This is a genomic window from Acrocarpospora sp. B8E8, from assembly GCF_039871605.1.
GTDB classification, from domain to species: Bacteria; Actinomycetota; Actinomycetes; order Streptosporangiales; family Streptosporangiaceae; genus Acrocarpospora; species Acrocarpospora macrocephala.
On sequence record NZ_JBDPLV010000112.1, the window covers coordinates 1 to 26,567 of the forward strand.

The 26,567-nt window shown below is 66.7% G+C and carries 24 protein-coding genes; 19 read left to right on the forward strand and 5 right to left on the reverse strand.

What is annotated here, in order from left to right; genetic code table 11:
* Positions 1-186 precede the first annotated feature (186 nt).
* From ABGB08_RS50905 to ABGB08_RS50940, 8 genes are all read left to right on the forward strand, one after another.
* Positions 187-948 carry an ABC transporter permease gene (locus ABGB08_RS50905; RefSeq protein ID WP_347606569.1) on the forward strand — a complete coding sequence of 254 codons (762 nt, stop codon included), beginning with the start codon at positions 187-189 and terminating at the stop codon, positions 946-948.
* 443 nt (positions 949-1,391) lie between these two features.
* A complete protein-coding gene (locus ABGB08_RS50910; protein ID WP_347606572.1) occupies positions 1,392-2,039 on the forward strand; it encodes a CocE/NonD family hydrolase in 648 nt (215 codons plus the stop codon).
* Positions 1,984-3,246 carry a CocE/NonD family hydrolase C-terminal non-catalytic domain-containing protein gene (locus ABGB08_RS50915; RefSeq protein WP_347606575.1) on the forward strand — a complete coding sequence of 421 codons (1,263 nt, stop codon included), beginning with the start codon at positions 1,984-1,986 and terminating at the stop codon, positions 3,244-3,246. Before ABGB08_RS50910 ends, ABGB08_RS50915 begins: the two co-directional genes overlap by 56 nt.
* Positions 3,247-3,465: 219 nt before the next feature.
* Positions 3,466-4,083 (forward strand): hypothetical protein, encoded by a 618-nt coding sequence (locus ABGB08_RS50920; RefSeq protein WP_347606578.1) that lies wholly within the window; start codon positions 3,466-3,468, stop codon positions 4,081-4,083.
* A 117-nt stretch (positions 4,084-4,200) separates the two neighbouring features.
* Positions 4,201-4,350 carry a hypothetical protein gene (locus tag ABGB08_RS50925; protein ID WP_347606581.1) on the forward strand — a complete coding sequence of 50 codons (150 nt, stop codon included), beginning with the start codon at positions 4,201-4,203 and terminating at the stop codon, positions 4,348-4,350.
* Positions 4,351-4,404: 54 nt separating this feature from the next.
* Complete coding sequence (locus ABGB08_RS50930) at positions 4,405-4,779, forward strand: hypothetical protein (RefSeq protein ID WP_347606584.1); 375 nt, start codon at positions 4,405-4,407, stop codon at positions 4,777-4,779.
* A 599-nt stretch (positions 4,780-5,378) separates the two neighbouring features.
* Positions 5,379-6,695, forward strand: coding sequence for a glycosyl hydrolase (locus ABGB08_RS50935; RefSeq protein ID WP_347606587.1), 1,317 nt, complete (start codon positions 5,379-5,381; stop codon positions 6,693-6,695).
* Between the two features lie 217 nt (positions 6,696-6,912).
* Positions 6,913-7,485 carry a cadmium resistance transporter gene (locus tag ABGB08_RS50940; protein WP_347606590.1) on the forward strand — a complete coding sequence of 191 codons (573 nt, stop codon included), beginning with the start codon at positions 6,913-6,915 and terminating at the stop codon, positions 7,483-7,485.
* Here ABGB08_RS50940 and ABGB08_RS50945 read toward each other — a convergent pair.
* A complete protein-coding gene (locus ABGB08_RS50945; protein WP_347606593.1) occupies positions 7,482-8,642 on the reverse strand; it encodes a cytochrome P450 in 1,161 nt (386 codons plus the stop codon). The two genes, ABGB08_RS50940 and ABGB08_RS50945, sit on opposite strands and share 4 nt — an antisense overlap.
* 145 nt (positions 8,643-8,787) lie before the next feature.
* Positions 8,788-9,609, reverse strand: coding sequence for an SAM-dependent methyltransferase (locus ABGB08_RS50950; protein WP_347606596.1), 822 nt, complete (start codon positions 9,607-9,609; stop codon positions 8,788-8,790).
* Positions 9,610-10,280: 671 nt separating this feature from the next.
* Here ABGB08_RS50950 and ABGB08_RS50955 point away from each other — a divergent pair.
* A complete protein-coding gene (locus ABGB08_RS50955) occupies positions 10,281-10,661 on the forward strand; it encodes a VOC family protein (protein WP_347606599.1) in 381 nt (126 codons plus the stop codon).
* 74 nt (positions 10,662-10,735) lie between these two features.
* Here the strand turns inward: ABGB08_RS50955 and ABGB08_RS50960 are convergent, their stop codons facing one another.
* Complete coding sequence (locus ABGB08_RS50960) at positions 10,736-11,368, reverse strand: TIGR03086 family metal-binding protein (protein WP_347606601.1); 633 nt, start codon at positions 11,366-11,368, stop codon at positions 10,736-10,738.
* A 51-nt stretch (positions 11,369-11,419) separates the two neighbouring features.
* Complete coding sequence (gene araB, locus ABGB08_RS50965) at positions 11,420-13,090, reverse strand: ribulokinase (RefSeq protein ID WP_347606604.1); 1,671 nt, start codon at positions 13,088-13,090, stop codon at positions 11,420-11,422.
* Between the two features lie 141 nt (positions 13,091-13,231).
* Here araB and ABGB08_RS50970 point away from each other — a divergent pair, with 141 nt between their 5' ends.
* The 9 genes from ABGB08_RS50970 to ABGB08_RS51010 all read left to right on the forward strand — a co-directional run bounded on the left by ABGB08_RS50970 (position 13,232) and on the right by ABGB08_RS51010 (position 22,260).
* Positions 13,232-13,621 (forward strand): MmcQ/YjbR family DNA-binding protein, encoded by a 390-nt coding sequence (locus ABGB08_RS50970; RefSeq protein WP_347606607.1) that lies wholly within the window; start codon positions 13,232-13,234, stop codon positions 13,619-13,621.
* Between the two features lie 565 nt (positions 13,622-14,186).
* Positions 14,187-14,933, forward strand: coding sequence for a hypothetical protein (locus ABGB08_RS50975; RefSeq protein WP_347606610.1), 747 nt, complete (start codon positions 14,187-14,189; stop codon positions 14,931-14,933).
* A gap of 59 nt (positions 14,934-14,992) precedes the next feature.
* Positions 14,993-15,331 carry a cupredoxin domain-containing protein gene (locus ABGB08_RS50980; RefSeq protein WP_347606613.1) on the forward strand — a complete coding sequence of 113 codons (339 nt, stop codon included), beginning with the start codon at positions 14,993-14,995 and terminating at the stop codon, positions 15,329-15,331.
* The gene (locus ABGB08_RS50985) at positions 15,328-16,851 is read left to right on the forward strand and encodes a hypothetical protein (RefSeq protein ID WP_347606616.1); all 1,524 of its coding nucleotides are present in this window, start codon (positions 15,328-15,330) and stop codon (positions 16,849-16,851) included. Before ABGB08_RS50980 ends, ABGB08_RS50985 begins: the two co-directional genes overlap by 4 nt.
* A 164-nt stretch (positions 16,852-17,015) precedes the next feature.
* Positions 17,016-17,231, forward strand: a complete 216-nt coding sequence (locus tag ABGB08_RS50990) for a 4-oxalocrotonate tautomerase family protein (protein ID WP_347606619.1) — start codon at positions 17,016-17,018, stop codon at positions 17,229-17,231.
* 72 nt (positions 17,232-17,303) lie between these two features.
* The gene (locus ABGB08_RS50995; RefSeq protein ID WP_347606622.1) at positions 17,304-19,121 is read left to right on the forward strand and encodes a BTAD domain-containing putative transcriptional regulator; all 1,818 of its coding nucleotides are present in this window, start codon (positions 17,304-17,306) and stop codon (positions 19,119-19,121) included.
* 110 nt (positions 19,122-19,231) lie between these two features.
* Positions 19,232-19,921 (forward strand): methyltransferase domain-containing protein, encoded by a 690-nt coding sequence (locus tag ABGB08_RS51000; RefSeq protein WP_347606637.1) that lies wholly within the window; start codon positions 19,232-19,234, stop codon positions 19,919-19,921.
* The gene (locus tag ABGB08_RS51005) at positions 19,918-20,523 is read left to right on the forward strand and encodes a hypothetical protein (RefSeq protein ID WP_347606625.1); all 606 of its coding nucleotides are present in this window, start codon (positions 19,918-19,920) and stop codon (positions 20,521-20,523) included. Before ABGB08_RS51000 ends, ABGB08_RS51005 begins: the two co-directional genes overlap by 4 nt.
* 114 nt (positions 20,524-20,637) lie before the next feature.
* The gene (locus tag ABGB08_RS51010; RefSeq protein ID WP_347606628.1) at positions 20,638-22,260 is read left to right on the forward strand and encodes a protein kinase; all 1,623 of its coding nucleotides are present in this window, start codon (positions 20,638-20,640) and stop codon (positions 22,258-22,260) included.
* Here the strand turns inward: ABGB08_RS51010 and ABGB08_RS51015 are convergent.
* Positions 22,250-22,711 carry a protein-tyrosine phosphatase family protein gene (locus tag ABGB08_RS51015; RefSeq protein WP_347606631.1) on the reverse strand — a complete coding sequence of 154 codons (462 nt, stop codon included), beginning with the start codon at positions 22,709-22,711 and terminating at the stop codon, positions 22,250-22,252. The genes ABGB08_RS51010 and ABGB08_RS51015 overlap by 11 nt on opposite strands.
* A gap of 312 nt (positions 22,712-23,023) precedes the next feature.
* Here ABGB08_RS51015 and ABGB08_RS51020 point away from each other — a divergent pair, with 312 nt between their 5' ends.
* Positions 23,024-24,898, forward strand: coding sequence for a hypothetical protein (locus ABGB08_RS51020; RefSeq protein WP_347606634.1), 1,875 nt, complete (start codon positions 23,024-23,026; stop codon positions 24,896-24,898).
* Positions 24,899-26,567: the final 1,669 nt, after the last annotated feature.

The window sequence follows — 26,567 nt, forward strand, 5'->3', positions numbered from 1 at the left end:
CACGAGGGCCGGATCCTCGTGAACGGCACCCTGGCCGAGCTCAAGCAGCTGCTCCCGCCCGCCAAGGTCGAATACGTCGAGAAGCAGCCGACCCTCGAGGACGTCTTCTTCGCGCTCGTCGGTGCCGACGGCAAGAACGGCGAGCCCAATGACCGCCACATCGGCACGGACGCGTAAGGAACAACGATGACCAAGCATTTCTTCGGCGACACCGCCGCCCTGCTGGGACGATCCCTGCGCCACATCACCCGCAGCGTGGACACCATCGTCACGACCGCGATCACGCCGATCGCCATGATGCTGATGTTCGTCTACGTCTTCGGCGGCGCGATCGAAACAGGGTCGGATTCGTATGTGAACTACCTGCTGCCCGGCATCCTGCTCATCACGATCGCCTCGGGCATCGCCTACACCGCATTCCGGCTCTTCACGGACATGAAGAGCGGCATCTTCGAGCGATTCCAGTCCATGCCGATCGCCCGCTCGTCCGTCCTGTGGGCGCACGTGCTGACCTCGCTGATCGCCAATCTGATCTCGCTCGTGGTCGTCGTGCTCGTCGCCCTCCTCATGGGCTTCCGCTCGGCGGCGGGAGTGCCGGCGTGGCTCGCGGTCGCCGGCATCCTGATCCTGTTCACCCTGGCCTTGACGTGGATCGCTGTCATCCCCGGTCTTACCGCGAAGAGCGTGGACGGAGCGAGCGCGTTCTCCTACCCGCTCATCTTCCTGCCGTTCCTCAGCTCGGCATTCGTGCCCACCGACACCATGCCCGGCCCCGTGCGCGCCTTCGCCGAGCACCAGCCGGTGACCTCCATCGTCAACACGATCCGCGACCTGTTCACCCAGCAGCCGGTCAGCACCGACATCTGGATCGCCCTGGCCTGGTGTGTCGGCATCCTCATCGTCGCGTACTTCTTCGCCATGAACACGTACCGCCGCAAGATCTCCTAGGGGCCCGTGGAAGGCAGGCAAGACAAGACCGTGCTCGACGGCATCGACCTGGATGGCCCGATGCTCGGGTCCGTGAGATGGGCCCCACATTAGCGCCGAGTAACTAGGGACTCCCGGGCAGCTTGGCAGAAGGACACCTACCGAGTACCGCGACTGGAAGAACGTGCCCCTCGCTCGTTCTCGCCGCGCCGGCGCCGGACTCATCCCCCAAACGCGCGACTCGGAACACGTCCCTGAAGCGGACGACGCTCACCCACGGTGAACTGCGACAACGCCCCACCTCCGCGTGCCCGCCCGGCCGCCACTGATCTCGCTGGCCTGGCCGGCACCCCGCGCTGAAAAGCGGAAACGCTTCATGGTGCCACGACGACCTCGCCACGTCGCCTTCTTGGCGCGCCATGACGATGCCACTGAAAGCAGTAACCAGCCCAAAAGGAAGGTACATGTCATACTCGCAACGGCGAGGGTTCCTCGCCGCACTCGCGATCCCGCTCGTGGTCGCCGGTGCTCCCGCCGTATCCGCGGCGGCGGAGCCGAAGATTGAAGTCTCCGGCGGGCTCACCCAGCCCGTCTTCTCCTACCAGGACGCCATCCGTGAGCACGTCCGCGTACAGTCGATGGTCGACAGCGACGGCGACGGCAAGAAGGATCTGGTCCGGGCGGACATCATCCGGCCGAAGGAGTCCGGTTCCGGGCTCAAGGTCCCGGTGATCATGCAGGAAAGCCCGTACTACGACGACCCGGGTGTCGGCTTCGAGATCGAGAAGAAGAAGTACGACGCGAACGGGAACGTGACGAAGTTCCCGATGTATTACGACAACTACTTCGTGCCACGCGGGTACGCCTTCGTGTCCGTCGACATGATCGGCACCAGGTTGTCCGACGGTTGCCCGACCTCCTACGGCGCCTCCGACGTGCTGGGCGGCAAGGCGGTCGTCGACTGGCTGAACGGCCGGGCGCGCGCCTTCGACGACAAGGGCGATCCGGTCAAGGCCACCTGGACCACCGGACGTACCGGGATGATCGGCCACTCCTATGAGGGAGCGCTCGGCGACGATCGTGAACATCTCCGGCTACACCAGCGGATATGAGAACTCGCGCAACAACGGCACCCTCACCTGGTTCAAGGGCGGGGCGTCCTGGCAGTCCAGGCGGGTCGACAAGGATCCGGACGAGAAGTGCGCGGCGGTGCGCCAGAAGCTGCTCGAAGACTCCGACGACGACACCGGCAACTACAACGCCTACTGGCACGAGGGCAACTACCGGAACGGGTCGATCTCGAAGGCGCGCAACATCCGCGCCAGTGTCTTCTCGGTGATGGGCATGCAGGACCGGAACGTGGTGGGCAGCCAGTTCTCCGAGTGGTGGGCCGAGCTGCCTCGCACGGTGCAGCGCAAGGCGTGGGTGACGCAGTACGGGCATCTCGACCCGTTCTGGGCCCGCCGCGAGGTGTGGCTCGGCACCCTGCACCAGTGGTTCGATCACGAACTGATGGGCGTGGCCAACGACATCATGCGCCTGCCACGCGTCGACGTGCAGCTTGGCCCGGACCGCTGGATCACCCAGGCCGCCTGGCCCGCACCCGCGGCGCGGACGACGACCCTGCGGCCGCAGCAGGACGGCTCCCTGGGCCGCAAGCCCTCGACCGGAACCGGCAGCTACCTCGACACCGCCCAGACCGAGGTCGGGATGGCCGGCGACCCCGGCACCACCAACCCCAACCGGCTGGCCTTCCTGACCCCGCCGCTGGAGAACGCGATGCGGCTGTCCGGAACGCCGTCGGTGAGCCTGCGCCTCAAGCTGGACAAGCCGACCGCCAACCTGGGTGTCTTGCTCGTCGACTACGGCCAGGACACCCGCATCGACTACCGCGCCTTGGGCCCGACCTTCGACGAAGGCCTCAAGTTCATCGGCGGCGAAGACTGCGTCGGCCAGAGCACAGCCGACGACGACGGCTGCTACCTCAAGGGCGGCGACAACACGGCGATCTCCGACTTCAACGTGGTCACCCGAGGAATCCTGGACGCGCAAAACCACAAGTCGCTGAGCCGCTCGACACCGCTGACACCGGGCAAGCCGTACCAGATCACCTGGAAGTTGCTGCCGCAGGACTACGAGTTCAAGGCCGGGCACCGGCTGGGCCTGGTATTGACCGGAACCAACGACGACTTCAACCTCGACGAGGCCGGCACCGGCACCGGGACCGACGCCGAACCCGGCACCGGCGCCAAGGTTACCGTCGACCTGGCCGGCACCTCGATTTCGCTGCCGCTGGTCACCGGCACGCCCATCAAGTAACAGCAAGATCGATCTTCGCGTACGGTCGCGGCCAGTGTGGTCGCGACCGTAGGCATGACGTCTCGGCCGTCCTCGGTTCCGCAGGCGAAAGTCGAGGAGTCCCGAGCCCTCCTCGCCGCCGCGTCGCACCACCGCGTGACCGGATCCGGCCAGCCTCGGCCGTCACCCGGGGCGGAGCTCCGCACGTCTCACTGGTAGCTGTGACCCCTGGAGCCTCCTATGACTCAGCCCCTTGCTCGAGACCAACGGCGCCTGCCCAAGCGGCGGAGGCCCAGCGGCGGTGTGGCGATGGTGGCCCTGGTCGTGGCGATTCTCGCCCTCACGGTCGCGGTCTTCGCGGTGGTCCTGGTCCTGGAACGGGTGCCGCAGCCTGCAGGGGCGGCAGCGATCGGGACCGAGGTGAGCTCTCGCCCGGCGGGTGCGAGCGCGAGCACCACGCCGACACCGACACCGACGTCCCAGCCCCGGACCAAGACCGGCGCCAAGGCAGCGGCCAAACGCGCGTTCGAATTTTACAGCGTCGGGAACTACGGCAAGTTCTGGGACCAGTGGACCGAGCAGTCCCAAGCCGTGGTCAGCCGGTCGGAGTACATGCGCAGGTTCCGGGAGTGCCCGGCGCCGGCGGAGGGCATCCGCTGGTCGATCAGCGACGTGAGCGTCTCTGGGTCCACGGCCCGCGTCACCGCGTCGCGGTCGATCCTGGTCGACCAGTTCACCTTCCGCTATCAGGCCGGGCGCTGGCGGTATGAGATGACCGCTGATCAGCGGAAGCAGTATCAGGGTCAGTCGGTCGACGAGATCGTTGCCGACCAGCGGGCCCAGGGCTTGTGCGCGTAGAGGCTCGTCGGGCGTGCGACCTAGATCACGGAAATGGAACGGAATGTCACGCTCTTCTTTGGAGGAGGGTGTCATGGGGACGGAAAAGAGATCGATACGTGGGACAAGATCGTCTACTTGTTCAAGGGGATCTTCGTGCTGGGCGTGTCGTCGTACGGGATGTCGAATTCGGCCGACCTCATCGAGCTGATCGAGGGCGATTCGGGGGCGCCATCGCACGGCGAGGACGAGGGTGAGGAGGCAGGGCCCGCCGATACGGTCAAGTAGCGTTGGGTTTTTCCTGGTCCTGGCGTTCCAGGATGGTGAGCGACAATGGGGGGCATGGACGCGCACGAGCGAATGTGGGATCACGTCGATCGGGCTGCCGGAGGCCGGCGCTGGGGGCGGGAAGCCGAAACGGTCCGGGAGGACCGTTTCCGGCGGATCGCGGCGGAGAGCGCCGTCCGGCGTGCTCCACTGACGCGGCGGGGGGACGAGCGGGTCGTGCATGCCATCGACGATCTCGACCTGGATCAGATGACCATGCACTTGCCGACGATCGTGGGGGAGGCGCGGGAGCACGGCGCGATCACCTTCGTCCGGGATGACCAGGGGGAACGGGTGGCCGCCCTGGTTCCCGTCGAGGTGGCGGAATACGTTCTCCGCCTTCGTGCCGAGGCCGAGGCCGCCGAGTTGGTCACGGCCGAGCCTTCATAGAGCTCATCTGCCCGCTGGCTGTCGCTCCGTGATGGCATTCACAGCGATCACGGAGGCGGCAGCCGATCCGTGGTTCTCCCGCCCAGCCCGTTGATTCCCTCGGGCTCCGCCCGATCCCGTGGTCGCCGGGGTTTCCCATAGACGCGACAGTCTCAATGCCGAGGGGTTTTCCCACCCACCCAGCCCGTTGATACCCTCGGGCTCCGCCCGATCCCGTGATCGCCCCGGGCTCCGCCCGCTTCGTTCGGCTGACCACGGCGATGGTGGGGTCGGGCGGAGCCCGAAAGGCGAACAGAGGGCTGGGTGGGTGGGAGAACCACGCGGATCAACCTGCCACTTCATTCGAGCGACCACGGTGCTGGCGGGGGCGGGCGGAGCCCGAAGGTAAACAACGGGCTGGGTGGGTGGGAGAACCACTGTGACATGACTGGGGTTTCGTAACGGCGACCGTAGTGACAGCCGGGTGGGGTGGAATCAGTTTGGGGCCGTCTGGAGAGAGTTTGGGAAATTTGTTATTCGGGTGGAGCTGGGGCGTCTCCTAGGTGTGCGGGTGGGTGCCTGCATGGAGTTCTTATCCCCTACGAAGGACCTCATCGACCATGAGTGAGACTGTTCCGCGGGTGCGTCGGGTAGTGCTGGGATCTGTGCTGGCGGTGGTGCTGGGGGCCGGCCTGGTGGCTGGTGCGGTGCCGGCGGGGGCGGCGGAGACGCCGCTGTCGCAGGGGCGGGCGGCTGTCGCGTCCTCGTCTGAGCGGGGGGATCTGTCCCCTGCGGCGGCGGTGGACGGCAAGCCGGGGACCCGCTGGTCCAGCAAGTTCAGCGATCCGCAGTGGTTGCGGGTGGACCTCGGGCGGGCGACGGCGATCAAGAGGATCGTGCTCAACTGGGAGCGCGCCTACGCCACGAATTTCCAGATCCAGACCTCCAACGGAGGCGGCAGCTGGACGACGATTCACACCACGACCGCGGGCAAGGGCGGCGTGCAGACCGTCAACGTCTCGGCTACGGCCCGGTATGTCCGGCTGTACGCAACCAAGCGCTCGACCGTCTACGGCGTCTCGCTGTGGGAGTTCCAGGTCTTCGGAACGGCATCTAATTCGACTCCCACGGCCACTCCAACCACCAAGCCGAGCCCTTCGCCCACCTCGTCCCCATCGAGCACGCCGACTTCTCCCACGGTGGGCAAGAAGGGAGTCGGCGTCTGGCAGATGCCGAACGTCAGCAGCGCGCTCGCCAGCTCGGGAGCGAGCTGGTACTACACCTGGTCGACCAACCACAACGGCATCACAACCCCCGAGTCCTCCCAGTTCGTGCCCATGATCTGGGGCGCGGCCAGCGTGACCGACCAGAATCTCGCCCAGGCCAAGAGCGCAGGGCCGTACCTGCTTGGATTCAACGAACCGGACATGAAGGAGCAGTCCAACATGTCCGTGGAGACGGCGCTTTCGCTCTGGCCGAAGCTGATGGCCACCGGGCAGAAGCTGGGCAGCCCGGCTGTCGCGTGGGGCGGGAACAACGCGGGCGGATGGCTCGATCGGTTCATGTCGGGCGCGGCCTCCCGCGGTTACCGCGTGGATTTCATTACCTTGCACTGGTACGGCGGTGACTTCCGCGCCGACGCGGCCACCGGTCAGCTGAAGTCCTACATTCAGGCCGTTTACGACCGATACAAGAAGCCGATCTGGCTGACCGAGTTCGCGCTGATCGACTTCTCCAACGGCGTGCGGTACCCGACCGAGGCCCAGCAGGCGGCATTCCTGACGTCCGCGACCCAGATGCTGGGATCCCTCCCATATGTCCAGCGCTACGCCTGGTTCGGCCTCCCGGCCAAGGACACGGGCGTCAGCACGGGCCTGTTCCACAGCAACGGCACCACCACCCCGGCCGGCCGCGCATTCCAGGCGGCTCCCCGCTAACTCGGGCGTTCCGGCGCCGGTCGCTCACGGGCGGTACGCGTCAAGACGTGCGCGCGTGCCAACGGCTCCGGAGTGCAGGTAGCCGTCGGGCACCAGGCGTCCGGGACCTTCCTGGAAGACGATCAGAAGCCGTCCTCGTGCTCCGCTGCGGCGGATCCGGCAATCCACGGAAGCGGTTGCGAGCGTCCCGGCAAGATCCCCGATAGGTTGTGCCGACATGAGCGACATTCCGGCCGCGGCGGCCACTGCGGCCGGAATGTTCATCGGCACCAATGTGGATGATCTCCTCGTACTGACCGTGCTGTTCCTCTCCGCCCGGACACAGGGCTCACCAAAGCCCTGGCAGGTCTGGACGGGACAGTATCTGGGCATCGCGGCCCTGCTGCTCGTCTCCGGCCTGGCCGCGCTCGGCTTGTCGATCATCCCGGACGACTGGATCCGGCTGCTCGGCCTGGTGCCGATCGCCCTCGGCATCCGCGGCCTGATCATGGCCGTACGCGACAGGGGATCGCATGATCCCCCTCCGGTCGCCACCGGAATGCTCTCCGTAGCCGCAGTGACCATCGCCAACGGCGCCGACAATGTCTCGGTCTACACCCCCGTGTTCCGGACAATCGGCGCGGACGCCTTCGCGGTCACCATCGTCGTGTTCGCCGCCGGAGTGGCCGTCTGGTGCCTCGCCGGATCCTGGCTCGGATCACACCGGAAGATCATCGAACTCGTCGAACGCTACGGCCGCTGGCTGGTCCCTGGAGTCTTCGTGCTGATCGGCCTGATCATCCTGATCTAATCCCAGACGAGGGGCAGAGTGTCCAACCCAAGCACCAGATCGGCATGCTCGAGCGCTTCCGCCCCGTCAGGGATGCGATAACTAGGAATACGCCGATGCCACTCTTCCAGCGCGATACCCATCTCCGCCCGCGCCAGATGCGAGCCAAGGCACCGATGCACCCCAACCCCAAACGCGATATGCCGGTTATGCGGCCGATCAAGATCGACCTGAGTCGGATCGGTGAACGTCCCCGGATCCCGATTGGCCTGATTGAGCGGCAACAACACCATCTCCCCGGCCTTCATCGGACAACCATGGAAATCGGTGTCCCGAGTCAGCTTCCGGGCAGGCATCACGATCGAGTATGCCCGCAGCAACTCCTCGATCGCGTCCGTGATGATCGCCGGATCATCCACGATCCGCGTCCGATCCTTGTCGTCCTTGGCCAGATGCCAGAACGCGTACGACAACTGCGCCGTAACCGTGTCCAGCCCCGCCATGAACAGCAAAAGGCACAGATCCAGCAGATCCCGATCCGGTACGGGTTCCCCGTCGATCTCCCACCCGAGCGCCGTGCTGATCAGATCCTCCCGAGGCTCCGCCCGCCGCTCCGCGATGACCCCCCGGAAATACCCGATAACCTCCCCCATCGCCTGAATCCGCCCCGCCCGTTCCGCCGGCGGCGCGTGCAGGATCGCGTCCTCCCAGGCCAGGAAGGTCGCCAGATCCTCCACCGGCAGTCCCATCAACTCCAGGAACACCGTCGTCGGATACACCCGGGCGAAATCAGTGACGAAATCGCATGACCCGCGCGCCGCCAGCGATTCGACCAGCGCGGCACACTGCTGCCGGATCGTCTCCGCCCTGGCCGCGACCGCCGCCGGAGAGAACAGCGGCCCGAGCAGCCGCCGCCAGACGGTGTGCTCCGGCGGGTCGAGCATCTCCGGAATCCACCGGTACGCCGGATCCGGATCCAGCACGGACACGGCGGAGCTGGAGAACGTCCCCGGATCCTGGCAGATCTCGACGATCCGGTCGTATCTGCTGATGACCCAGAACCCCTGCCCGAACGTGCTCCGGAAGGCGGCATGCTGCTCGCGCAGCTCATCGAAGCGGGTGAAAGCCGAACCGGCGGGTTGTACGCCTCCGAGTGGGTTGAAATCCATGTCGGGCATGACGGATGGGCTCCTCGATTGGAGGGTCACTAGTAACCAGAACCCCGCCCCACAGACAACCGCCGACCGGTCGACTCACCGTGTCTTTGGCCGCGCCTCCGGCGGGGCCAAACCGTACGGCTGTCCAGATCACGACTTTTCCTCACTAATCCCGGATGCGGCCGACGCCGCAATAGAACCAGGTCGGCAACTCGCGGCCACGGTAGGTGGCGAACGCGGAGTCCTCGTCCGGCCGCCAGTCGTGCAGTCTCACCAGGCCGGGCGGGATGAGCTCGAACCCGTCGAACAATTCCATGATCTGCTGGCGGTGGCGGAGCGTGATGCTGGCGCTCGCCTTCCGATAGACGGCCGCGCCCTGCTGGGCGGCATACGCCCGTTCGTCCGCGGTGACGTGGGAGAGGATCAGGTGGCTTCCCGGTGCGAGCGAATCCCGGAGCCGGGCGATGACTTCGCCGGGTTTGTCGTCGTCGGTGAGGAAATGCAGGACCGCGACCAGCAGGATCGCCACGGGCTGGGAGAAGTCGATCAGATCGCGCAGTTCGGGGTTGTTGAGGATGTCGATCGGCCGGCGGAGGTCGCCGCGGATGGTGGCGGTGCTGGACGTGCGGGAGAGGATCGCCCGCGCGTGGGCGAGCACGACCGGGTCATTGTCCACATAAACGATCGACGCGTCCGGGTCGCGGGCGTGAACGATCTCGTGCACGTTGCCTTCGCTGGGCAGGCCGGTTCCGATATCGATGAACTGGCGGATACCCGTCTCGGCCATGACATGCTGGATCGCCCGCCGCATGAACTCGCGGTTCTGCCGGGCCAGCTCCCGCGCCTCCGGAGCCACCTTGAGCACCTGCTCGGCCGCCGCCCGGTCGACGGCGAAATTGTCCTTGCCGCCGAGATAGTAGTTGTACATGCGCGCGGCGTTGGGCGTGCTCGCGTCGATACCAGGTGGCACTGGCGCTTCGTCAGGCACGCCTGTCTCCTTCATCCGCCGCCGACGCTACCGCGAGCCTATTTGGTATCCGCGCAGATATGAATAAAACATCCCCGATGCACAACCGCGAATTCTCCCTTCATGCGATCTACGCCGTAAGGCGGCACCGATGACGACATCTTGTCAGATCTTGGCGGATGTTGAGCTCAGATGGGGGACCTTGTCCTGCTTCGTGTCGCCACAAACGTCGGAGGGGTCACGCTTGTCCGGTATGACGGCACTTCAGGGCATGTTCCGAGCCGCGATCCGACCATGGTGGGTGAACGCGCTCAGCCCGCCAGACCGCCAGGAGGCACAAGATCTGTGTCTAATTTCTGGGGGTTTTGTGGTTTGACAAAGGTGTCTTTTGGACGTTTCTGACCGATTCGGTCTGATATGGGCATGGTGCGAAGTCCTTTCTTCTCCTCTGGAGCCTAGCGAGGGGGTCCGACAGAAAGACGGCTCCCCGGGGCGGCCGGGATCGCCGATGCCCCCTGGTCCCGAGGGGTCCGAGCGGACAGGATATGACAGGGTTGACGGCTAGACGTCGGATCTGCGTGGGACCTCCGAGGTGAACACCCGGTGATCACCCCGTTCGCCAAGTCGAGTCAAGATGAATAAACCATTCATCATCGAGACCCGTGTTACATGAATAGATCAGGATGGTCGCCATGGAAATGAAACTGGAACTCGTGCCGATTCCGGTCCACAATGTGGACCGGGCCAAGGAGTTCTATTCGGAGAAGCTCGGGTTCGTGGTCGACCTCGATCAGCGGTTCGGCGAGGAGTTCCGCGTCGTGCAGCTGACCCCGCCGGGGTCGGCCTGCTCGATCTGCATCGGGGTGGGGATCGTGAATACCGAGCCCGGGTCGGTGCAGGGATTGCACCGGGTGGTCTCCGACATTCACGCGGCGCGGGCGGAACTCCTCGGGCGCGGGGTGGACATCGCGGAGGTGGAGGACATGGGCGCCCCGGGCAAGCCCACCGTGTCATATGCGCACTTCAAAGACCCCGACGGCAACGGGTGGACGCTGCAGAAACTGCCCTACTGACGTCGCTGCGCGGAACCCACCCGAAGCCGCGCGTGCGGCAGGCGGGAATCTCCGTTCTCGGGCCGGACTGGTTGTCAATTCGGCGGGGTCCAGTTGGGGTCGCGGCCGATGAGGCCGAGGATGCGGTCCTGGAGGGAGGAGTCCTCGGCGACCTTCACTTCGGGCCCGTAGACGATGATGCCGGGGCCGAAAGCTTCGGGAATGCGGAGTTTGTCCGGGACGTGTTGCACGGTCGGCCACATGGCCAGGACCTCGGAGGGGTTCATCGTGGGATCTTGGCCGGTCGCTTTGGCCAGATCCCAGCCGTGGAGCACCATGTCGGCGCTGACGACCTGGTCGATGTGGTCTTCGACGGACATCGGGCCGGACGGGGTTTCGGTGGTGGTCGTGGCGAGTTCGGGGGTGTGAAGCAGGGTTTCCACGTCCGCCCGGGCGGTGCGGAAAGCGGCGAGAGGATCTTCGTCCACCGTGGGCGCCGGGCTGAGGGTGCGGTCGAGAGGGCGGAGCATCGCGGCGTGCATGTCGATGATGTGCCTGACGACGTCTCTGGCGTTCCAGTCCGTACAGGGGGATTGGTTCGACCACTGCTCGGGCCGTACCGCGATGATTTTGGCTTCGAACGCGTTCGCGCGCGACTGGTAGCGGGCGGCGATATCGCTGATTTTGGGCACCTCATCCATGTACGAGACGTCGAGTCTCCTCGTCAACCAGTCCCCGGCTCTGTTATCGCAAACACTCAGAAGACCACTCCGGATGGATCAAGAGACCTCAGTGTTATCGCTACCATTCCGGAGGGCGTGGAGGCGGTGGAGGGCGTTGGTGCCGCCGCGGCCGAAGTGGTCGTGGAGTTCGGTGTAGATCGCGTAGAGCTGGTCGTAGGTGGCGGCGTGGTTGGGGTCCGGTTGATACACGTTCCGGTGGACTCGGGCCATCGTGGCTGAGGCCGCGTGCAGATCCGGGTACGCCCCTGCCGCGACCGCCGCATGAATCGCGGACCCGAGAGCCGGCCCCTGCGCCGACCCGATGATGCTCAGCGGCCGCTGGATGATGTCCGCATATATCTGCATCAAGAAGGAACTACGCAACAGCCCACCGGCGACGATCAACTCGTCCACCCGAACCCCGCTGCCCTCGAACGCGTCGATGATCGTACGCGTTCCGAACGCGGTCGCCTCCAGCAGCGCGCGATACACCTCCTCCGGCCGGGTCGCGAGCGTGGCCCCGACCAGTACGCCGGACAAATCATGATCTACCAGCACGGACCTATTGCCGCCATGCCAATCCAAGGCGACCAGTCCATGCTGCCCGACCGGCTGCTTGGCGGCCTTCTCGCTGAGCAGCTCATGCCCGGACAATCCCCGCTCCCGGGCCTCGGTCTGGTACTCCTCCGGCAGCCCCGACTCGACGAACCACGCGAAGATATCCCCAACCCCGCTCTGCCCGGCCTCGTACCCCCAGAGTCCGGGAATCACCCCATCCCGCACCGCGCCGCACATCCCTGGCACCTCGGCCAGCGCCGGTCCGTTGATGATGTGGCACGTGCTGGTCCCCATCACCGCGAGCATCTGGCCAGGGTCGATCGCCCCGGCGGCCACGCTGGTGACATGCGCGTCCACATTGCCGATCGCGACCGCGACACCCTCCGGCAGCCCCATCCACGCGGCGGCCCGCGCGCTGAGCCCGCCCGCCCGCTCACCCATGGCCGAAAGCGGATGCTCGAGCTTGCCGACGAAGTCCCCGAAATCCGGATTCAGGGCTTCGAGGAACTCCCGGCTGGGGTAGTGACCGTCCTGAAAAATCCCCTTGTATCCGGCTGTGCAGAGGTTGCGGGTCTCCGTCCCGCAGAGCTCCCAGATGATCCAGTCAGCGGCTTCGATCCAGCGATCGGTACGCCGATACACCTCCGGATCCTCTTCCAGCAGTTGCAGCCCTTTGGCGAACTGCCATTCGCTGGAGATCTTCCCGCCGTACCGGGCCAGCCAGCCCTCTCCCCGCGCGGCCGCGAGCGCGTTGATCCGGTCCGCATGCGGCTGGGCCGCATGGTGTTTCCACAGCTTGGGGTACGCATGGGGACGATCGCGCAGATCATCCAACTCGCAGAGCGGCACTCCCGCCGAAGTCACAGGAAGCACCGTGCACGCGGTGAAATCGGTCCCGATGCCGATCACCTGCTCCGGCGTGACCCCGGCGGCGGCCAGCGCGGCGGGCACCGCATGCACGAGCACATCCCGCCAATCCTGCGGAACCTGAAGCGCCCACTGCGGCTTCAGCGCCGCTCCGCCACCGGGCAACTGCCGCTCGACCACTCCATGCCGATACCCATGTACGGCTGTGCCCAGTTCTGTCCCGTCCTCGGTCGCGACCACCAAGGCCCGGCCGGATAGCGTGCCGAAGTCGATGCCGATGACGACGGTCGGAAGTCTGTTCACGTCGCGCTCCCAAGTGTTCGAGTGCCTGATTGTTAGCGCTATCACTGGTCGAGGTCAAGTGGTCAGCAGGGTAGATGATGTTAGCGCTAGCACTCTTGGCCGGGGCCGGATTCTGTCGGTGGCGGTGTTTAGGCTGGCCCAATGGCTAGCTGGGAAGACGTGCGGCGGCTCGCGATGGCCTTGCCCGAGACGGCCGAGGTGACGTCGCGGGAGACCCTGTCGTGGACCGTGAACAAGAAGGGGTTCGTCTGGGAGCGCCCGCTCAGACGGTCTGACCTGCAGGCCCTCGGCGACCAGGCGCCCGACGGTCCGATTCTGGCGGCGCAGGTCGCCGACCTCACCGTCAAGGAGGCCTTCCTCGCCGACGACCCGGAGGTGTACTTCACGACGCCCCACTTCAATGGGTATGCGGCGATCCTCATCCGGCTCGACCGCATCCCGGTGGAGGAACTCGCCGAGGTCATCACCGACGCGTGGTTATGCCGAGCCCCAAAGCGCCTCGCCAAGGCCTACCTCGATATCCAGCCGTGAGCCTCGCTCGATGCCTGTGCTCGGCCTCGAGACGCACACTCCAGGCTTAAGCACCTGACAGAACGAGCAGGTCGCCGGGTTGCTCGTCGTTATCCGGCGCCGTTCAGCGCGTGATGGCTCTCGCCGCACCGGCGCCAAGAGCGGCAGTGGCATTCCGCGCAGCGGCCTGCTGTTCGGTGTTCCCGATGAGTCGCTGCTGGCCGGGACCCTCCGGCGACGGTGGCATTCTGCCCAGCGATGTGCTGTTTGATGTTCTACCTGCCGATTGCTGCTCTGCTCGGGGGAAACTTGCGCGTGCGCACGCCCGAGACGGACATCGTCCGGGCCCTTGGCGGCCAGGCTGGCGGGACTTGCGCGTGCGCACGCCCGGTTACTCGCGAGTGTGCGGGAGTCGCAATCATCGGGTGGTCCGATCTGGTCGGATTCGTGTTGGCGTTGGTAGGGTGAGCTTGCTCCGGGGCCGTGGCACGCCGCTGGAGAGTGAGACGTTATCCGTTGGGTGGCGTGGTCGGCGCACGCGTTTGAGTCGGAGGGGTCGACTTCCGTGCGCTTGTGTAGGCGTGTCGTGCTTGTGGTGTTTGGCCTGGTCGCGGCGATGGTGGTGGGTGCGCAGCCTGCTGCTGCTCATGGTCAGCTGGCGGTGTCGGTGCCGGGCAAGGACAGCACCCTCGATGCGCCCATGGAGAAGCTGCAGCTCTACTTCACTGAGAAGCCTGCGCTGAATGCGTATTTCGCGGTGCTGAGTCCTAGTGGACGGCGTCTGGATACGCAGTGGTCCCATGGGGAACCCAAACGCCTTGACGAGCCGGTTCGTGAGCTCTGGCTCAATAACGGCAAGTGGGAGCCACGTTTGTTCGAGACGGGGTTTCCGGCGATGGTTCCCGTCGCGTACTGGCCTGAGCAGGGTGTTTATACCGTTAAATACGTCTCACGCGCTTCGGATGGGGAACTCGTCAAGGGCGAGGTCCAGTTCAAATACACCGGGACGATAGCCAAAGCTCCAGCTGGCTGGCAGGCGCCGGACAACGAGCCCGATCCCGCGCTATTGGTCGAGCCCAGCCATGTGGCCGCGTCCACCGCGCCGGTCACCCAGCCCGATCAAGGGCCGCAACCCGTTCAGCCCAGCCAAGGGCCGCAGGCCGTTCAGCCCAGCAGCCTCTTCTCCCAGCAGCCCGCCGCCGTCGGCGAGAGCACCTCGTCCAGCGGCAATGACGGTGGGTTCGTGGTGTGGCTGATCCCCGCCATTCTCGTGGCCGGAGTCTTGATCCTTCTCGTCAGTACCGCACGCCGCCCCGCCAACAAGACCCGATAACCGCCGTCCCGGCAACAAGGCCAGATAACCCCTGTTTGGAGTCACTAATGAAGTCTCTGATGGTTCTTCTCGTTTGTGCGGTCCTGTCGGTGACGGCGTGCGGCGCGGCAAGTGACGCCGCCACCTTCTCCGGCCCGGCCAAGGAGATCGCTGTGACCATCGCCAACGGCACGGTGACCCCGCCACCGGGACGCATCGAGGTCGCCAAGGGCCAGCAGGTCAAGATCTCGGTGACCAGTGACGTCGCTGACGAAGCCCATGTGCACGGATTCGACAAATCCGCCAGCTTGCAGCCCGGCACGGCCGCCACGATTGAGTTCGTCGCCGACCAAGACGGTCTTTTCGAGGTCGAGACCCACGAGTCCGAGCTGCAGTTGTTCCAGCTCGTGGTCCAGTGACCATGCTCCTCGCCCACGGCGTCGGCGGACAGTCCCTCGCCCAGGGCGTCGGCGAACGGTTTCTCGCCCACGGTGTCGGCGGACGCCAGGACCTGCCGATCCCGTTCTCCGCCGCCGTCTCCGGCGCGGCCATCGCCCTCCTGGTGTCCTTCGCCGCCCTCGGCTTCCTCTGGCGCGAACCCCGCCTGGCCGGCATCCCGTCGTACGTGACCCGGAACACCACCTGGCTCCCGCCCGCCATCGGCATCGTGATCGCCGCGTACTTCGCCATCGGCCTGCTCTTCGGCCCCGACACCCCCGACAACCCGACCGCAGGCACCTTCTACGTCCTCTTCTGGGTCGGCCTAATCCCCGTATCCCTCGTCTTCGGCCCCGTATGGCGAAATTTCAACCCACTACGCACCCTCCACCGCGCCGCCTGTGCCCTCCTCCACCGCGACCCCGACCACGGCTGGAAAACTCTCTCTCCCCGCGTCGGCTACTGGCCCGCCACCGCGGGCCTGCTCGCCTTCGTCTGGCTGGAACTCGTCGCCCCCGACCGCGCAACCCTCCCCGTCATCACCATCTGGCTGACCTTGTACGCCCTGACCACCCTCACCGGAGCCGCCATCTTCGGATCCCAGTGGTTCGACAAAGGCGACGCTTTCGAGGCGTACAGCACCCTGATCGGCAGCCTTTCCCCCATAAGCCGACAAATCGCACACGCCACACGCCCACCAGGACGCCCAGCCGCCAAATCGCCCCAAGACAAATCGCCCCGGGGTAAATCCCCGCACGGCAAATCACCCCAAGGCAAATCACGAAGGCGAGATTCCCACCCACCCGCGCAAACCAAGCCGCGCAACTCGGCCGCCAAAGCCACCGAATCCTCCGCACCCGCGCAAACCAAGCTGACCCTGCGCAACCCCCTCGACGGCATGGCCGGACTCGCGCACGCCCCCGGTCTCCCCGCCCTGGTGATCGTGCTCCTCGGCTCGACCATGTACGACAGCCTCTCCAACGCCCCCCTCTGGGTGCGATTCGTCCAGGAAAGCCGCCTCCCCGCCCCCCTCATGGGCACCTTGGGCCTGCTCACCGTCATCGCCCTGGTCCTGGCCCTGTTCCTGGCCGCCACCACCTGGGCCGCCCGCCTCGGCAGCGCCGCACCGGCCACGACCGCCGGCGAACTCGCCCACTCCCTGGTCCCGATCGCGGTCGGCTACCTCGTCGCCCACTACTTCACGCTGTTCCTCTTCGAAGGCCAGCACACCCTGGCCCTGCTCTCCGACCCCCTCGACACCGGCGCGAACTGGCTCGGCACCGCGAACTGGACCCTCCAGAGCCTGGGCGCCACCCCCGCCTCCATCGCCATGCTCCAGGTCACCGTCATCGTGATCGGCCACGTCCTCGGCACCGTCCTCGCCCACGACCGCGCCCTGACCCTGTTCCCGCACCGGACCGCGGTCATGGGCCAGATCCCCTTGATGGCTCTTATGGTGATCTACACCGTCGTCGGCCTACTCCTGCTGTTCGCCGGATGAATCAGGACACCTAGCGCCCCTCCAGGCACCCTCGAACACGTCGTTCCGGCAGTTCAGAAGCATGCGCGTACTCACACGCTGACTCACACGATCCCCTGGCAAGGTTCACTCTGTCGGCACATGTGTGGCGCCGACGGAACCACACCACATATCGAGGGGAAATCATGCCGCTCATCAACGTGAAGGTCATCGAGGGCGTTTTCGACGACTCGCAGAAGGCCGAGATCGTCAAGTCGCTCACCGAGGCGATGGTCAGTATCGAGGGCGAGAACATGCGCTCGGTCACCTGGGTCGTCATCGAGGACGTCAAGAGCGGCGACTGGGGCATCGGCGGGCAGCCGCTGACCACCGCCGACGTCAGGGCGCTCGCGGCAGGCTGATCTTCACGCGCGCGGAGTCGGACTGTCCTCGCGACTTCGCGCGACCGAAATTCGCTGAAGGGAGTGAGTCCCATGTTGACGATCCGTTTGCTCGGGCCTCCGGCCATCGAGCGGGACGGCCAGCCGGTCAGATCGCCGCGTGGCCGCAAAGCATGGGCTCTACTCAGCTACCTGCTGCTGGCGGAGCGGCCGCCAAGCCGGCGGCATCTGGCTGAACTGCTCTTCGGCGATGCCGACGACCCGCTGGGCGCGCTGCGCTGGACGCTCGCCGAGCTCCGCCGCGCGCTCGGCAAACGCGATGTGCTCAGCGGGGATCCCATCTCCCCGAACCTGGGTGACGACGTGGTCGTGGACCTTGAGCAGATCACTCGAGAGCGCGCCGATCCCACACCATTGCTGGATATCGGCGGAGAACTGCTCGAAGGCGTGCACCTGACCTCCAGCCTGGAGTTCGAATCCTGGCTGCTGGTGGAACGGCACCGCGTCTCGGCCCAGGTCGAGGCGCGGTTACGCCAGACGGCCGTCGCGCTGCTGGCCGGCGGGCGGGCGACCGACGCGGTGCAGTACGCCTCGCGGGCCGTCACGCGCAATCCGCTGGAAGAGGGCAACCACGAGCTGCTGGTGCGGAGCCTGGCCGCGGCGGGGGACCGTACGGCGGCGTTGCGGCAGGTCGCGGTGGGGGAGGACATTCTGCGGCGGGAACTCGGGGTGGACGCGTCCCCGGCGCTGCGGGAGGCGGCCCACGTCGGCACCGGCAGCCCGATGGCGCCACCGTTGAGCGGTCGCGCGGCGGCGTCCAGCCAGCTGGACGCGGGCCGGGCCGCGATCGTGGCCGGGGCCGTGGACGCCGGCCTGCAGTGCCTGCGCCGGGCCGTGGCGGAGGCGGCACGCTGCCGGGACGCGGCCCTGCAGGGTCGTGCGCTGGTCGCGCTCGGCGGGGCGCTGATCCACGCGGCGCGCGGGCGGGACGAGGAGGGCATCGTCGCGATCCACGAGGCGATCCAGCTGGCCTCCCGCACCGGGGACCGGGCCACCGCGGTGACCGCGCACCGGGAGCTGGCGTTCGTCGAGGTGCAGGCCGGGCGGCGCAAGACGGCCGAGGTCTGGCTGGCCAAGGCGCAGGCCCTGGCCGAGACCGACCAGGAGTGCGCGGCGCTGCTCGCGGTGCGCGGCAAGAACGCCTCCGACGTCGGCGACTACCCGCTGGCTTTCGAGCTGCTCAACGAGTCGGTGGAGCGGTCGGGCCGATGCGGGGACCACCGGCAGCAGGCGTGGTCGCTGTCCATGGTGGCCCGGGCGCACCTGCTGCGCGCCGAGCGCAGCCAGGCCGCCGCCGCGCTGGCTCGCTCCCTGGAGCGCGTGTACGAGCAGCGCTGGATGGCGTTCCTGCCCTGGCCGCAGACCCTGCGCGCCGAGCTCGACCTGTTCGGCGGGGACCTCGAAGCCGCCACCGACGGGTTCGAGCAGGCCTGGGAGCTGGCCTGCCAGCTCAACGACTCCTGCTGGGAGGGCATGGCGGCGCGCGGGCTCGGCCTGCTCAGCGCCGCCAAGGGCGACTACCCGGCCGCCAGAAAGTGGCAGGAGGAGGCGTCCTTCCGGTGCATCCGGGTGCCCGACCGCTACCAGTGGGTGCACGGCTACGCGATGGACGCCGCCGTCGGCACCGCCCTCGACCATGGCGATCACGACCGGGCCCGGCCCCTGGTCGAGAACATGGCGGCCCTGGCCGCGCGCTGCGACATGCGCGAGCTCGTGGTCCGGGCGCATCTGTACCGGGCGCGACTGGGCGATCAGAACGCGCTGGCGGCCGCCCGGCTGCTCAGCGCCGACATCGACAACCCGGCGCTGGCCCATTTGTTCCATGAATCCGCTATGAGGCAGAAGCAATGACAACACCGTTAAGACAGACGGATTGGACCGTCGTCGATGAGGGGTGGGGCCGCAAGGCGGCTGATTTCGCCACACTCAGCGAACCGTCCAACTGCCGTGAATACGTGACCATGCACCACGCCCTCGGCGTCGGCGCGGGTGACCGGCTCATCGACCTCGCCTGCGGCTCCGGTCTCGCCATCGAGCTCGCTTCGCTCCGCGGCGCTTCGTGCGCCGGTATCGACGCTTCAGCTCGGCTGATCGCGGTTGCCAAACACCGCAATCCCGGCGCGGACGTACGCGTGGGGGACATGCAGGCGCTGCCGTGGGAGGACGCGAGCTTCGACGTCGTGACCAGCTTCCGCGGCGTCTGGGGGACGACTCCCGGGGCGCTGGACGAGATCTACCGCGTGCTCAAGCCCGGAGGGCGGGTGGGGTTCACGGTGTGGGGGCATATCAAGAAGTCGCCGGGGGCGTGGGCGCTCGCGCCGTTCCGGATGGCGACCACGGCGAAGCTGGAGAACCAGGCGGCGATGGTGTCGCTCGGGCGGCCAGGGGTGGGGGAGGACCTGCTGGCGCGCTCCGGGTTCGTGGACATCGAGCGGATCTCGGTGCCGTTCGCCTGGGAGTGCGCCGATCCCGAGATGTTCGCGCGGACTCTGGCGTCCACCGGTCCCGCGTACGAGGCGATGCAGAACGTCGGGGAGGCCGCCTTCCTCGAAGGGGCGATCAAGGAAGCCCGCCCGCACGTTCAGGATGGACTTCCGCTCCGGGCCGCCATCGACGTGGTCGGGTATCTCGCGCGTAAAGAGAGTTCATGATGAGCACCATTGGTTTTCTTGGTATGCCCGAGGTGGGCGACGACGCGAGGCGGATCTTCGAGGAGGATGTCGAGGAGCTCGGCTATGTGATGAATGTGTCCAAGCTCTGGGCGTACCAGCCGAGGACCGTCATGTCGCTGTTCGGGCTGCTTCGTGAGGCCAGCTCGCCGTACGGGCTGGACGCTCGGCAGCGGTCGATTCTGGTCGTGGCCTGCGCGTCCGCGTTCGGGGACTCCTACTGCTCGCTGTCGTGGGGCGTGCGGCTGGCTGCCGCTGCCGACGAGGCGATCGCCTCCGGGGTGTTGCTCGGCACGGACGCCGGGTTGAGCGACCAGGAGCGGGCGATGGCCCGCTGGGCGCGCAAGCTCGCCCGTGACCCCAACCAGACCACCGAAGCCGACGTCCAGGAGCTCCGGGACGTCGGAATCAGCGATGACAAGATCTTCGCGATGACCGCGTTCGTCGCGCTGCGCCTCGCCTTCGCCACCGTCAACGACGCGCTCGGGGTCCCGCCCGATTCCGAATATCGCACCTACGCCCCGGCGGCCGTCCTCAACGCCGTGACGTACGGGCGTCCGTTCCTGGACGACATCGCGTCCTGACATGTGGTTTTCGCGTTGGGTACGACGTTCCGTACCCAACGCGAGCGAATTTCTTCCCGGGGTGAACGGCTGGGGTGTAATAAAAGGGGAGGTCACGCGAGAGGTCACCCCTAAATGCAGCCAGTCGGCACCGAGCCCCTCCTTCCGGACGATCCCCAGCAGATCGGCCCCTATCGCTTGCTGGGCCGGTTGGGTGAGGGCGGCATGGGAACGGTCTACCTCGCCACCGGCGACACCGGCCGCCTCGTCGCGATCAAGGTCATCAGAACCGGGTACGCCTCGGACCACTTCGCCGCGCGGTTCCATGCGGAGGTGACCCACGCCCGCCGGGTCGCGTCCTTCTGCACCGCCCAGGTTTTAGATGACGGTACGACCCGGGATGGGCGGCCGTACATGGTGACGGAATACATCCCCGGCACTCCACTGTCCCAGCAGATCTCGCGGCACGGCGCCCTCGACCCCGGCCAACTCCACGGCGTCGCGATCGGCGTGGCCACCGCCCTGGCCGCCATCCACGTGGCCGGCTTGGTCCACCGCGACCTGAAACCCGCCAACGTCATCCTCTCCATGTCCGGCCCGCGCGTGATCGACTTCGGCATCGCCCGCGCTCTGGACGCCACCAGCGGCCCCACCCAAGCTGGCGAAGTCGTCGGCAGCCCCGGTTGGTGGGCCCCCGAACAGGTCAACGGCTCCGAAATCGGCCCATGGACCGACATCTTCGCCTGGGGTTGCCTGGTCTCCTACGCGGGCACCGGCCGCCACCCCTACGGTCACGGCGACGCCTCCCTGATGGCCGCCCGCGTCCTCAACACCCACCCCGACCTGGGCGACCTCCCACCCCCCTTGAACGACCTGGTCCGCCGCGCCACCTCCCCCGACCCCACCACCCGCCCCACCGCCCAAGACCTGATGCTCGCCCTCGTCGGCGGCGCCCTCCCCACGACAGCCCTCCCACCCACCGCCCCAGAACCCGGAACCGCGGTCCTGCCGCCCGCCGCTCAGGCACCAGACTCCGGAGCCACGGTCCTGCGGCCGACCGTTCAAGGAGCGGGACCTGGAGCCACGCCCCTGCCGCCGACCGTTCAAGGAGCGGGACCTGGAGCCACGCCCCTCCCGCCGACCGGTCAAGGAGTAGAGCCTGGAGCCACGGCTCTGCCGTTGACCAGTCAAGGAGCGGGACCCGGAGCCACGACCCCGCCGACCGGTCGAGGAGTAGAGCCTGGGGCCACGGCCCTGCGGCCCACCGCCGCCCGCCCGGCCCGCCGTGGTCGCCCGCTCGTCGTGGCGGCCATCGCGGTCGCCCTGGCCCTCATCGCGACCGCCGCGATCATCACCACGGTCCTGTCCCGGTCGAACGACCAGGTCGTCACCTCCGACGGCGTGACCACTGTCCCCGTCGGTGAATGGGCTCAGATCGGAGAATTCCGTATCCAGATCCCCAATCCCCCCAGATGCGGCGCCTCCACCTACAAGGAAACCGAATCCACCGTCGGCCACTTCTGCCTGATCGGATGGTTCCTCCAGAACGAAGGCCCCGAATCCGCTGTCGAAGCCAGCCCTGTCACTCTCGTCGACGACGACGGCCTGGAATACGGCGCCACCGACCTCTCCGACGCCGCCCCCGCCTCGCTACCCTCCGGCGGAACCGCGGTAGGCACCCTCGTCTTCGACATCCCCACCAACCGCACCCCCGCTGCGGTCCTCTTCGAAAACGGCACCGTCAAGATCACCCTTTAGGAAACCGCTCCACCCACCGCCGCTGCCAGGGCACCTCCACCGCCCGTGGATGATAGTTCGCCCTGGCCCACGCCACCGCGTCCCCAGACGGCACCCCAGCCAGAATGGCAAGACACGCGATCACAGTCCCCGTCCGCCCGACACCCCCACCACAGGCAACCTCGACGTTCCGGCCGGCCCGCGCGAGCTCGTACAAGGCCCGGATTTCGCGAACAGCCCGCTCGCCATCCCGAGGCACCCAGAAGTCAGGCCAGTCAATCCATTCCCGAGGCCACCCAAGCGAACGATCATGGCGTCGCCGCAACCGCTCGGACCCCAGATAAAGCCCATGATCAGGGAAAACCCCCTCCGGCACGGGCCGCCTGAGCCCACGCCCACGAACCCACACCTGCGACGGAAGGCATATCGCGCCCGCCAATCGCGTCTCCGTCATCCACCCATCTTGGCGCATCTGCGGGGTTCTCCCGCCCACCCAGCCCGTTGCTTTCCCACGGGCTCCGCCCGCCCCGCCATCCCCATGGTCGCTTGAATGAAGCGAACCGAGGACCTGTTCTTCGCGGGTTGAGGGTCTGCGGGTTGGTGTGCTGCTCCTGATCGGGCGTGGCGGATGGATCTTCGGATGCCGGTGGGTAGGTAGATCTTTTCACGGAGCGTTTGACCTGCGGTTTTGTCTCGGATCTAGGCCAGGTTTTGAATGTCGTAGCTGCTGGATAGCGTGAGGGTGGTTGTTCGGATCCGCCAGAGCCGAAAGGGGGGCGCCTTCATGCTCGGTTCTCCGATCGATGTGCTGGGTCCCTCCCGTGCGGGGGGCGTCCGCGGACGCGAGTTGCCCGCGTTCCTGAAGGGCACGGTGCTGGACCCTGACTACGTCCCGCCCCAGCGTTCCGCCCACGACGACGCCCACGACGACGCCCACGACGACGCGCACAGGGACGCGTGCGGCGCAGGGCAGCAGAACGCACGGCAGCAGTTCCTCCACAGCCGCTCCACCGATCCTGGCCGCTCGGCTGACGCTGGTCGCTCGGCGGGGCCGGAGGACTGGGGCGAGCCGGTGGGTTCGGGGGTTTTGGTGGCCGAGTTCCGGCAGCTCGCGTCCCGGATTGCGGTGGCTGACCTGCCCGAGGCCGCCGGGTTGTGCGTGGGCGAGACGGAGGACCTGCTGTTCGCCCAGGACCGGCTGAGCTCGGCGATCGCCGCCCGGGTAGGACGAGTCCACGCGACCGGTGAGGCCAAGAACAGCGGGCACGCCTCGACCGGCACCTGGCTGCGCGCTTCGGCGGGGCGTCCGCTGCTCGTCGACACGGTGACCGATGTGCTGCGGCTGGCGTGCGGCCTCTCCGGTGGGGACGTCACACTGTCGAACCCGTCGCGGTTCCGCTCCTTCGGCCGAGCCAAGCGCCGCTCCCTCCTATCCGCCCTGAACGACGTGGCGACCCCGGCCAAGCTGGGGGACGTTCCGCGCTATCGCGAGCAGTGGAAGCGCCTGGGTGAGCGGCTCCACCCGCACGAGTACCCGCAGTTCCCGCGCGCCGCCCACGTCTTCGAGGTCGCCAGAGGCGAGTGCAAGGCTGCGTGCCTGGTCGGCCGAGTCCAGTCCGCCTTGTCGGCCGGCCGCACCGCCGATGCCGTCGAACTGCTGGCGAGCGCGCCCGGCGCCCTGCTGCGTCGCTTGGATCATTTACTACGGACCAGCGAGTCCCCATCGGCGGTGCTGGACGCGGCACGGTGCGCAGCCGAAAGCGCCTCGGGTCGCGTCCTGCTGTCCCTCCGCGAGCACGTGCAGAACCGCGACGCCGCCGCTGCCGCACGTGTGTTCGCCAACCAGCGCGGCAGGGCGTGGGTCACGCCCGACGCGCGCGCTCCGCTCCCTGAGGGCGTAATCACGGAAGCGCTGGGCATCCTCGACGAGGAGATCGGCCGACGCCTCCCCGCCCCTGGCCGACTGGTGGTCGATGACGACGTGCTCGACGTCGCGCTGCCACTGTCGGGTAAGGCCGTTTCGCCGGGGCTGGGCATGCTGCCACGCGGGTCAACGTCGCCAGTGAACGGCGAACTGTTGAGGTTCTTCGTCCACTGGCGGCAGAACGAGAGGCGCACCGACTATGACCTGTCTGCGCTCATGGTCGATGCCACTTACGGCCACGAGTTGCAGGTGTCGTGGACGAACTACGGGAGCGGTTTCGCCGAGTACTCCGGCGACATCACCGACGCGACGGACGGGGCGTCGGAGTTCATCAACATCCGTCTCGCTGCAGCGACCCGTCCGATCATCATCCCGCTGGTCAACATCTACTGCGGCGAGGGGTTCGACGAGGCCGCGGAGGCGTTCTTCGGATTCATGACCAGGGACGGCGCGCAGGAAGGCCGACCTTTCGAGCCGCGCACCGTGCGCATGAAGTCGGACCTGCGCGGCTCGGGCCAGGTCGCCCTGCCTCTGGTCTTCCTGCGCGGCGAAGACGGCGCGTGGCGGGCGAAGTGGCTGCACCTGTACGTGAAGGGCGCCCCAACTTCAACCAGGTCGAAGGCAACCGGGTCACCACGTCCCTGCTGGTGCGCTCGATCGTGGAGCGCGACTTCTTGCGGGTCGGCTACCTGGTGGACCTGCTGCGGGCCAAGCCCGGAGCGGCCGATCATGTGACGCACATCGGGCTGGAAGCGCCAGCCAATCCCGAGCCGGGGGCGAGGGTGTTCACGGCCACAACGCTGCATGAGTTGATCCCGGCCTGATACGGTTTGTGCTGCAAGGCCATGGGAGACGCTTCCTTCTCAACTTCAATTGGTGAAATCTAGCTCTCCCGCTTTCCTTGCATTTGACGCGTGAACGCCCGCCACCTTTTCGAGGTAGCGGGCGTTCTGTTTTCATGATCATTGGTAGCGGTCGGTGCTGAAGGCACCTATATAGACTTATGGGTGGCCCGTTTATGCAGGTCACATATGAGGAGCGCGTGGCCCAGGTTTGGCGTGGCCCAGACTGCGAGGGTCCGCCTCGATGGCAAGCACCTGGTCTACGCCCGCGTGTTCGACGCGACCGCAGAGCCAGGAGAGCCGTGGCTGGCCGTTACCCAGACCGGCCCGGTACTCGGCCATGTTTTCGCTGGCATCACCATGGTTCCCCGCCATCGCCGTGGCTTTCCACCATCACCACGGTTCCCCACCACCACGTGACGGGGATTTATTCGGGTGTGAAACGGTGCGTAACCCGGTAATGTTGGTAGTGCTTCAGGTGCGAAAGCTCCGGTTCCTTCTTCCAAAATCGACCCGGGGCTGTCTCTGATCTCTGAAGCTCTGACAACTGAATCGAAACTTCCCCGGTGCGCAGGCAGCGGATACTTCGGGAACGATAGGTTGCAGGTTCGAATTCTGCCCACCTGACCGGTTTTACCGGGTGGTAGCTCAAGTCCGGCAGAGCGATCGTATAGGCCCGCAGCCGACTTCGATCTCGGGGAAGAAACCTTTGCACAGCACCGCCCGGTGCGACGACAGCAGCTACTTCGAGGTTCGAATCCCCATGTTCCCACCCCGTGGGGACATCGCCCGGTTGGCGGGCAGACTGCAGTCATCTTGATCTCGGGTGGCAACATCGTGATGTGCGCCTCCCCGGTGCGCCGCAGGACGGATACTTCTTTGGTAGAAACCGGAAGTCACTTTCCGGTGTGTGGATTCGATCTCCACTATGCCGTCGGCACTTTCGATCTCGGGGAGGCAAAGCTTCAGAATGTGCCCGGTGCGCAGACGAGGGCTACTTCCACTTTTAATGGGGTCGTTACTGGTTCGAATCCAGTCGGAGCTTCGGGCTTCGTAGCTCAATTGGTAGAGCGCCTATGTACCTTCGTCGACTTCGATCTCGGGCACCCAGCGGTTGGTCAGGCGGCGCGTTGATCGCACTGCCGCCTGCCGCCACCGATGGCGATCAAGCGCGTCCCGACCCCCGACACGTCCGGCCGGACCCAGCTCTGGAGCCGTATCCTTGCACCGCTCACACGCTGATGAAAGGTTACGCATTATCCTTTTATAGCGGTGGGGTTGCTGAAAGGATTGGTGCGGCTCTCGTGCAGGCCGCATTGGCGTACGCGCAGTTCGAGACCGTTTACCCGATGGCAATGCCGGGTCGGTCGTGCATTCACCCATACGGTTCTTGCCCGGCAGGGGCTGACCCGGCGCGCGATCCTTCCGATCAGTTTGGTGCTGCTCACACACTCTGACACTTATGTGGTCGGACTCACCGCGTACTGACTTTGACGGAACGACCGGCTGTTAGGCGACGTTGCCGCCGGGGAGGCGGTAGATGGGGGCCTCTAGTTGGGGGG

Excerpts from the sequence above, each read along its gene's own strand:
- ABGB08_RS50905 (WP_347606569.1), top strand. The coding sequence starts at position 187 with ATGACCAAGCATTTCTTCGGCGACACCGCCGCCCTGCTGGGACGATCC.
- ABGB08_RS50910 (WP_347606572.1), top strand. The coding sequence starts at position 1,392 with ATGTCATACTCGCAACGGCGAGGGTTCCTCGCCGCACTCGCGATCCCG.
- ABGB08_RS50915 (WP_347606575.1), top strand. The coding sequence starts at position 1,984 with ATGAGGGAGCGCTCGGCGACGATCGTGAACATCTCCGGCTACACCAGC.
- ABGB08_RS50920 (WP_347606578.1), top strand. The coding sequence starts at position 3,466 with ATGACTCAGCCCCTTGCTCGAGACCAACGGCGCCTGCCCAAGCGGCGG.
- ABGB08_RS50930 (WP_347606584.1), top strand. The coding sequence starts at position 4,405 with ATGGACGCGCACGAGCGAATGTGGGATCACGTCGATCGGGCTGCCGGA.
- ABGB08_RS50935 (WP_347606587.1), top strand. The coding sequence starts at position 5,379 with ATGAGTGAGACTGTTCCGCGGGTGCGTCGGGTAGTGCTGGGATCTGTG.
- ABGB08_RS50940 (WP_347606590.1), top strand. The coding sequence starts at position 6,913 with ATGAGCGACATTCCGGCCGCGGCGGCCACTGCGGCCGGAATGTTCATC.
- ABGB08_RS50945 (WP_347606593.1), bottom strand. The coding sequence starts at position 8,642 with ATGCCCGACATGGATTTCAACCCACTCGGAGGCGTACAACCCGCCGGT.
- ABGB08_RS50955 (WP_347606599.1), top strand. The coding sequence starts at position 10,281 with ATGGAAATGAAACTGGAACTCGTGCCGATTCCGGTCCACAATGTGGAC.
- ABGB08_RS50970 (WP_347606607.1), top strand. The coding sequence starts at position 13,232 with ATGGCTAGCTGGGAAGACGTGCGGCGGCTCGCGATGGCCTTGCCCGAG.
- ABGB08_RS50980 (WP_347606613.1), top strand. The coding sequence starts at position 14,993 with ATGGTTCTTCTCGTTTGTGCGGTCCTGTCGGTGACGGCGTGCGGCGCG.
- ABGB08_RS50990 (WP_347606619.1), top strand. The coding sequence starts at position 17,016 with ATGCCGCTCATCAACGTGAAGGTCATCGAGGGCGTTTTCGACGACTCG.
- ABGB08_RS50995 (WP_347606622.1), top strand. The coding sequence starts at position 17,304 with ATGTTGACGATCCGTTTGCTCGGGCCTCCGGCCATCGAGCGGGACGGC.
- ABGB08_RS51000 (WP_347606637.1), top strand. The coding sequence starts at position 19,232 with ATGCACCACGCCCTCGGCGTCGGCGCGGGTGACCGGCTCATCGACCTC.
- ABGB08_RS51005 (WP_347606625.1), top strand. The coding sequence starts at position 19,918 with ATGATGAGCACCATTGGTTTTCTTGGTATGCCCGAGGTGGGCGACGAC.
- ABGB08_RS51010 (WP_347606628.1), top strand. The coding sequence starts at position 20,638 with ATGCAGCCAGTCGGCACCGAGCCCCTCCTTCCGGACGATCCCCAGCAG.
- ABGB08_RS51015 (WP_347606631.1), bottom strand. The coding sequence starts at position 22,711 with ATGCGCCAAGATGGGTGGATGACGGAGACGCGATTGGCGGGCGCGATA.
- ABGB08_RS51020 (WP_347606634.1), top strand. The coding sequence starts at position 23,024 with ATGCTCGGTTCTCCGATCGATGTGCTGGGTCCCTCCCGTGCGGGGGGC.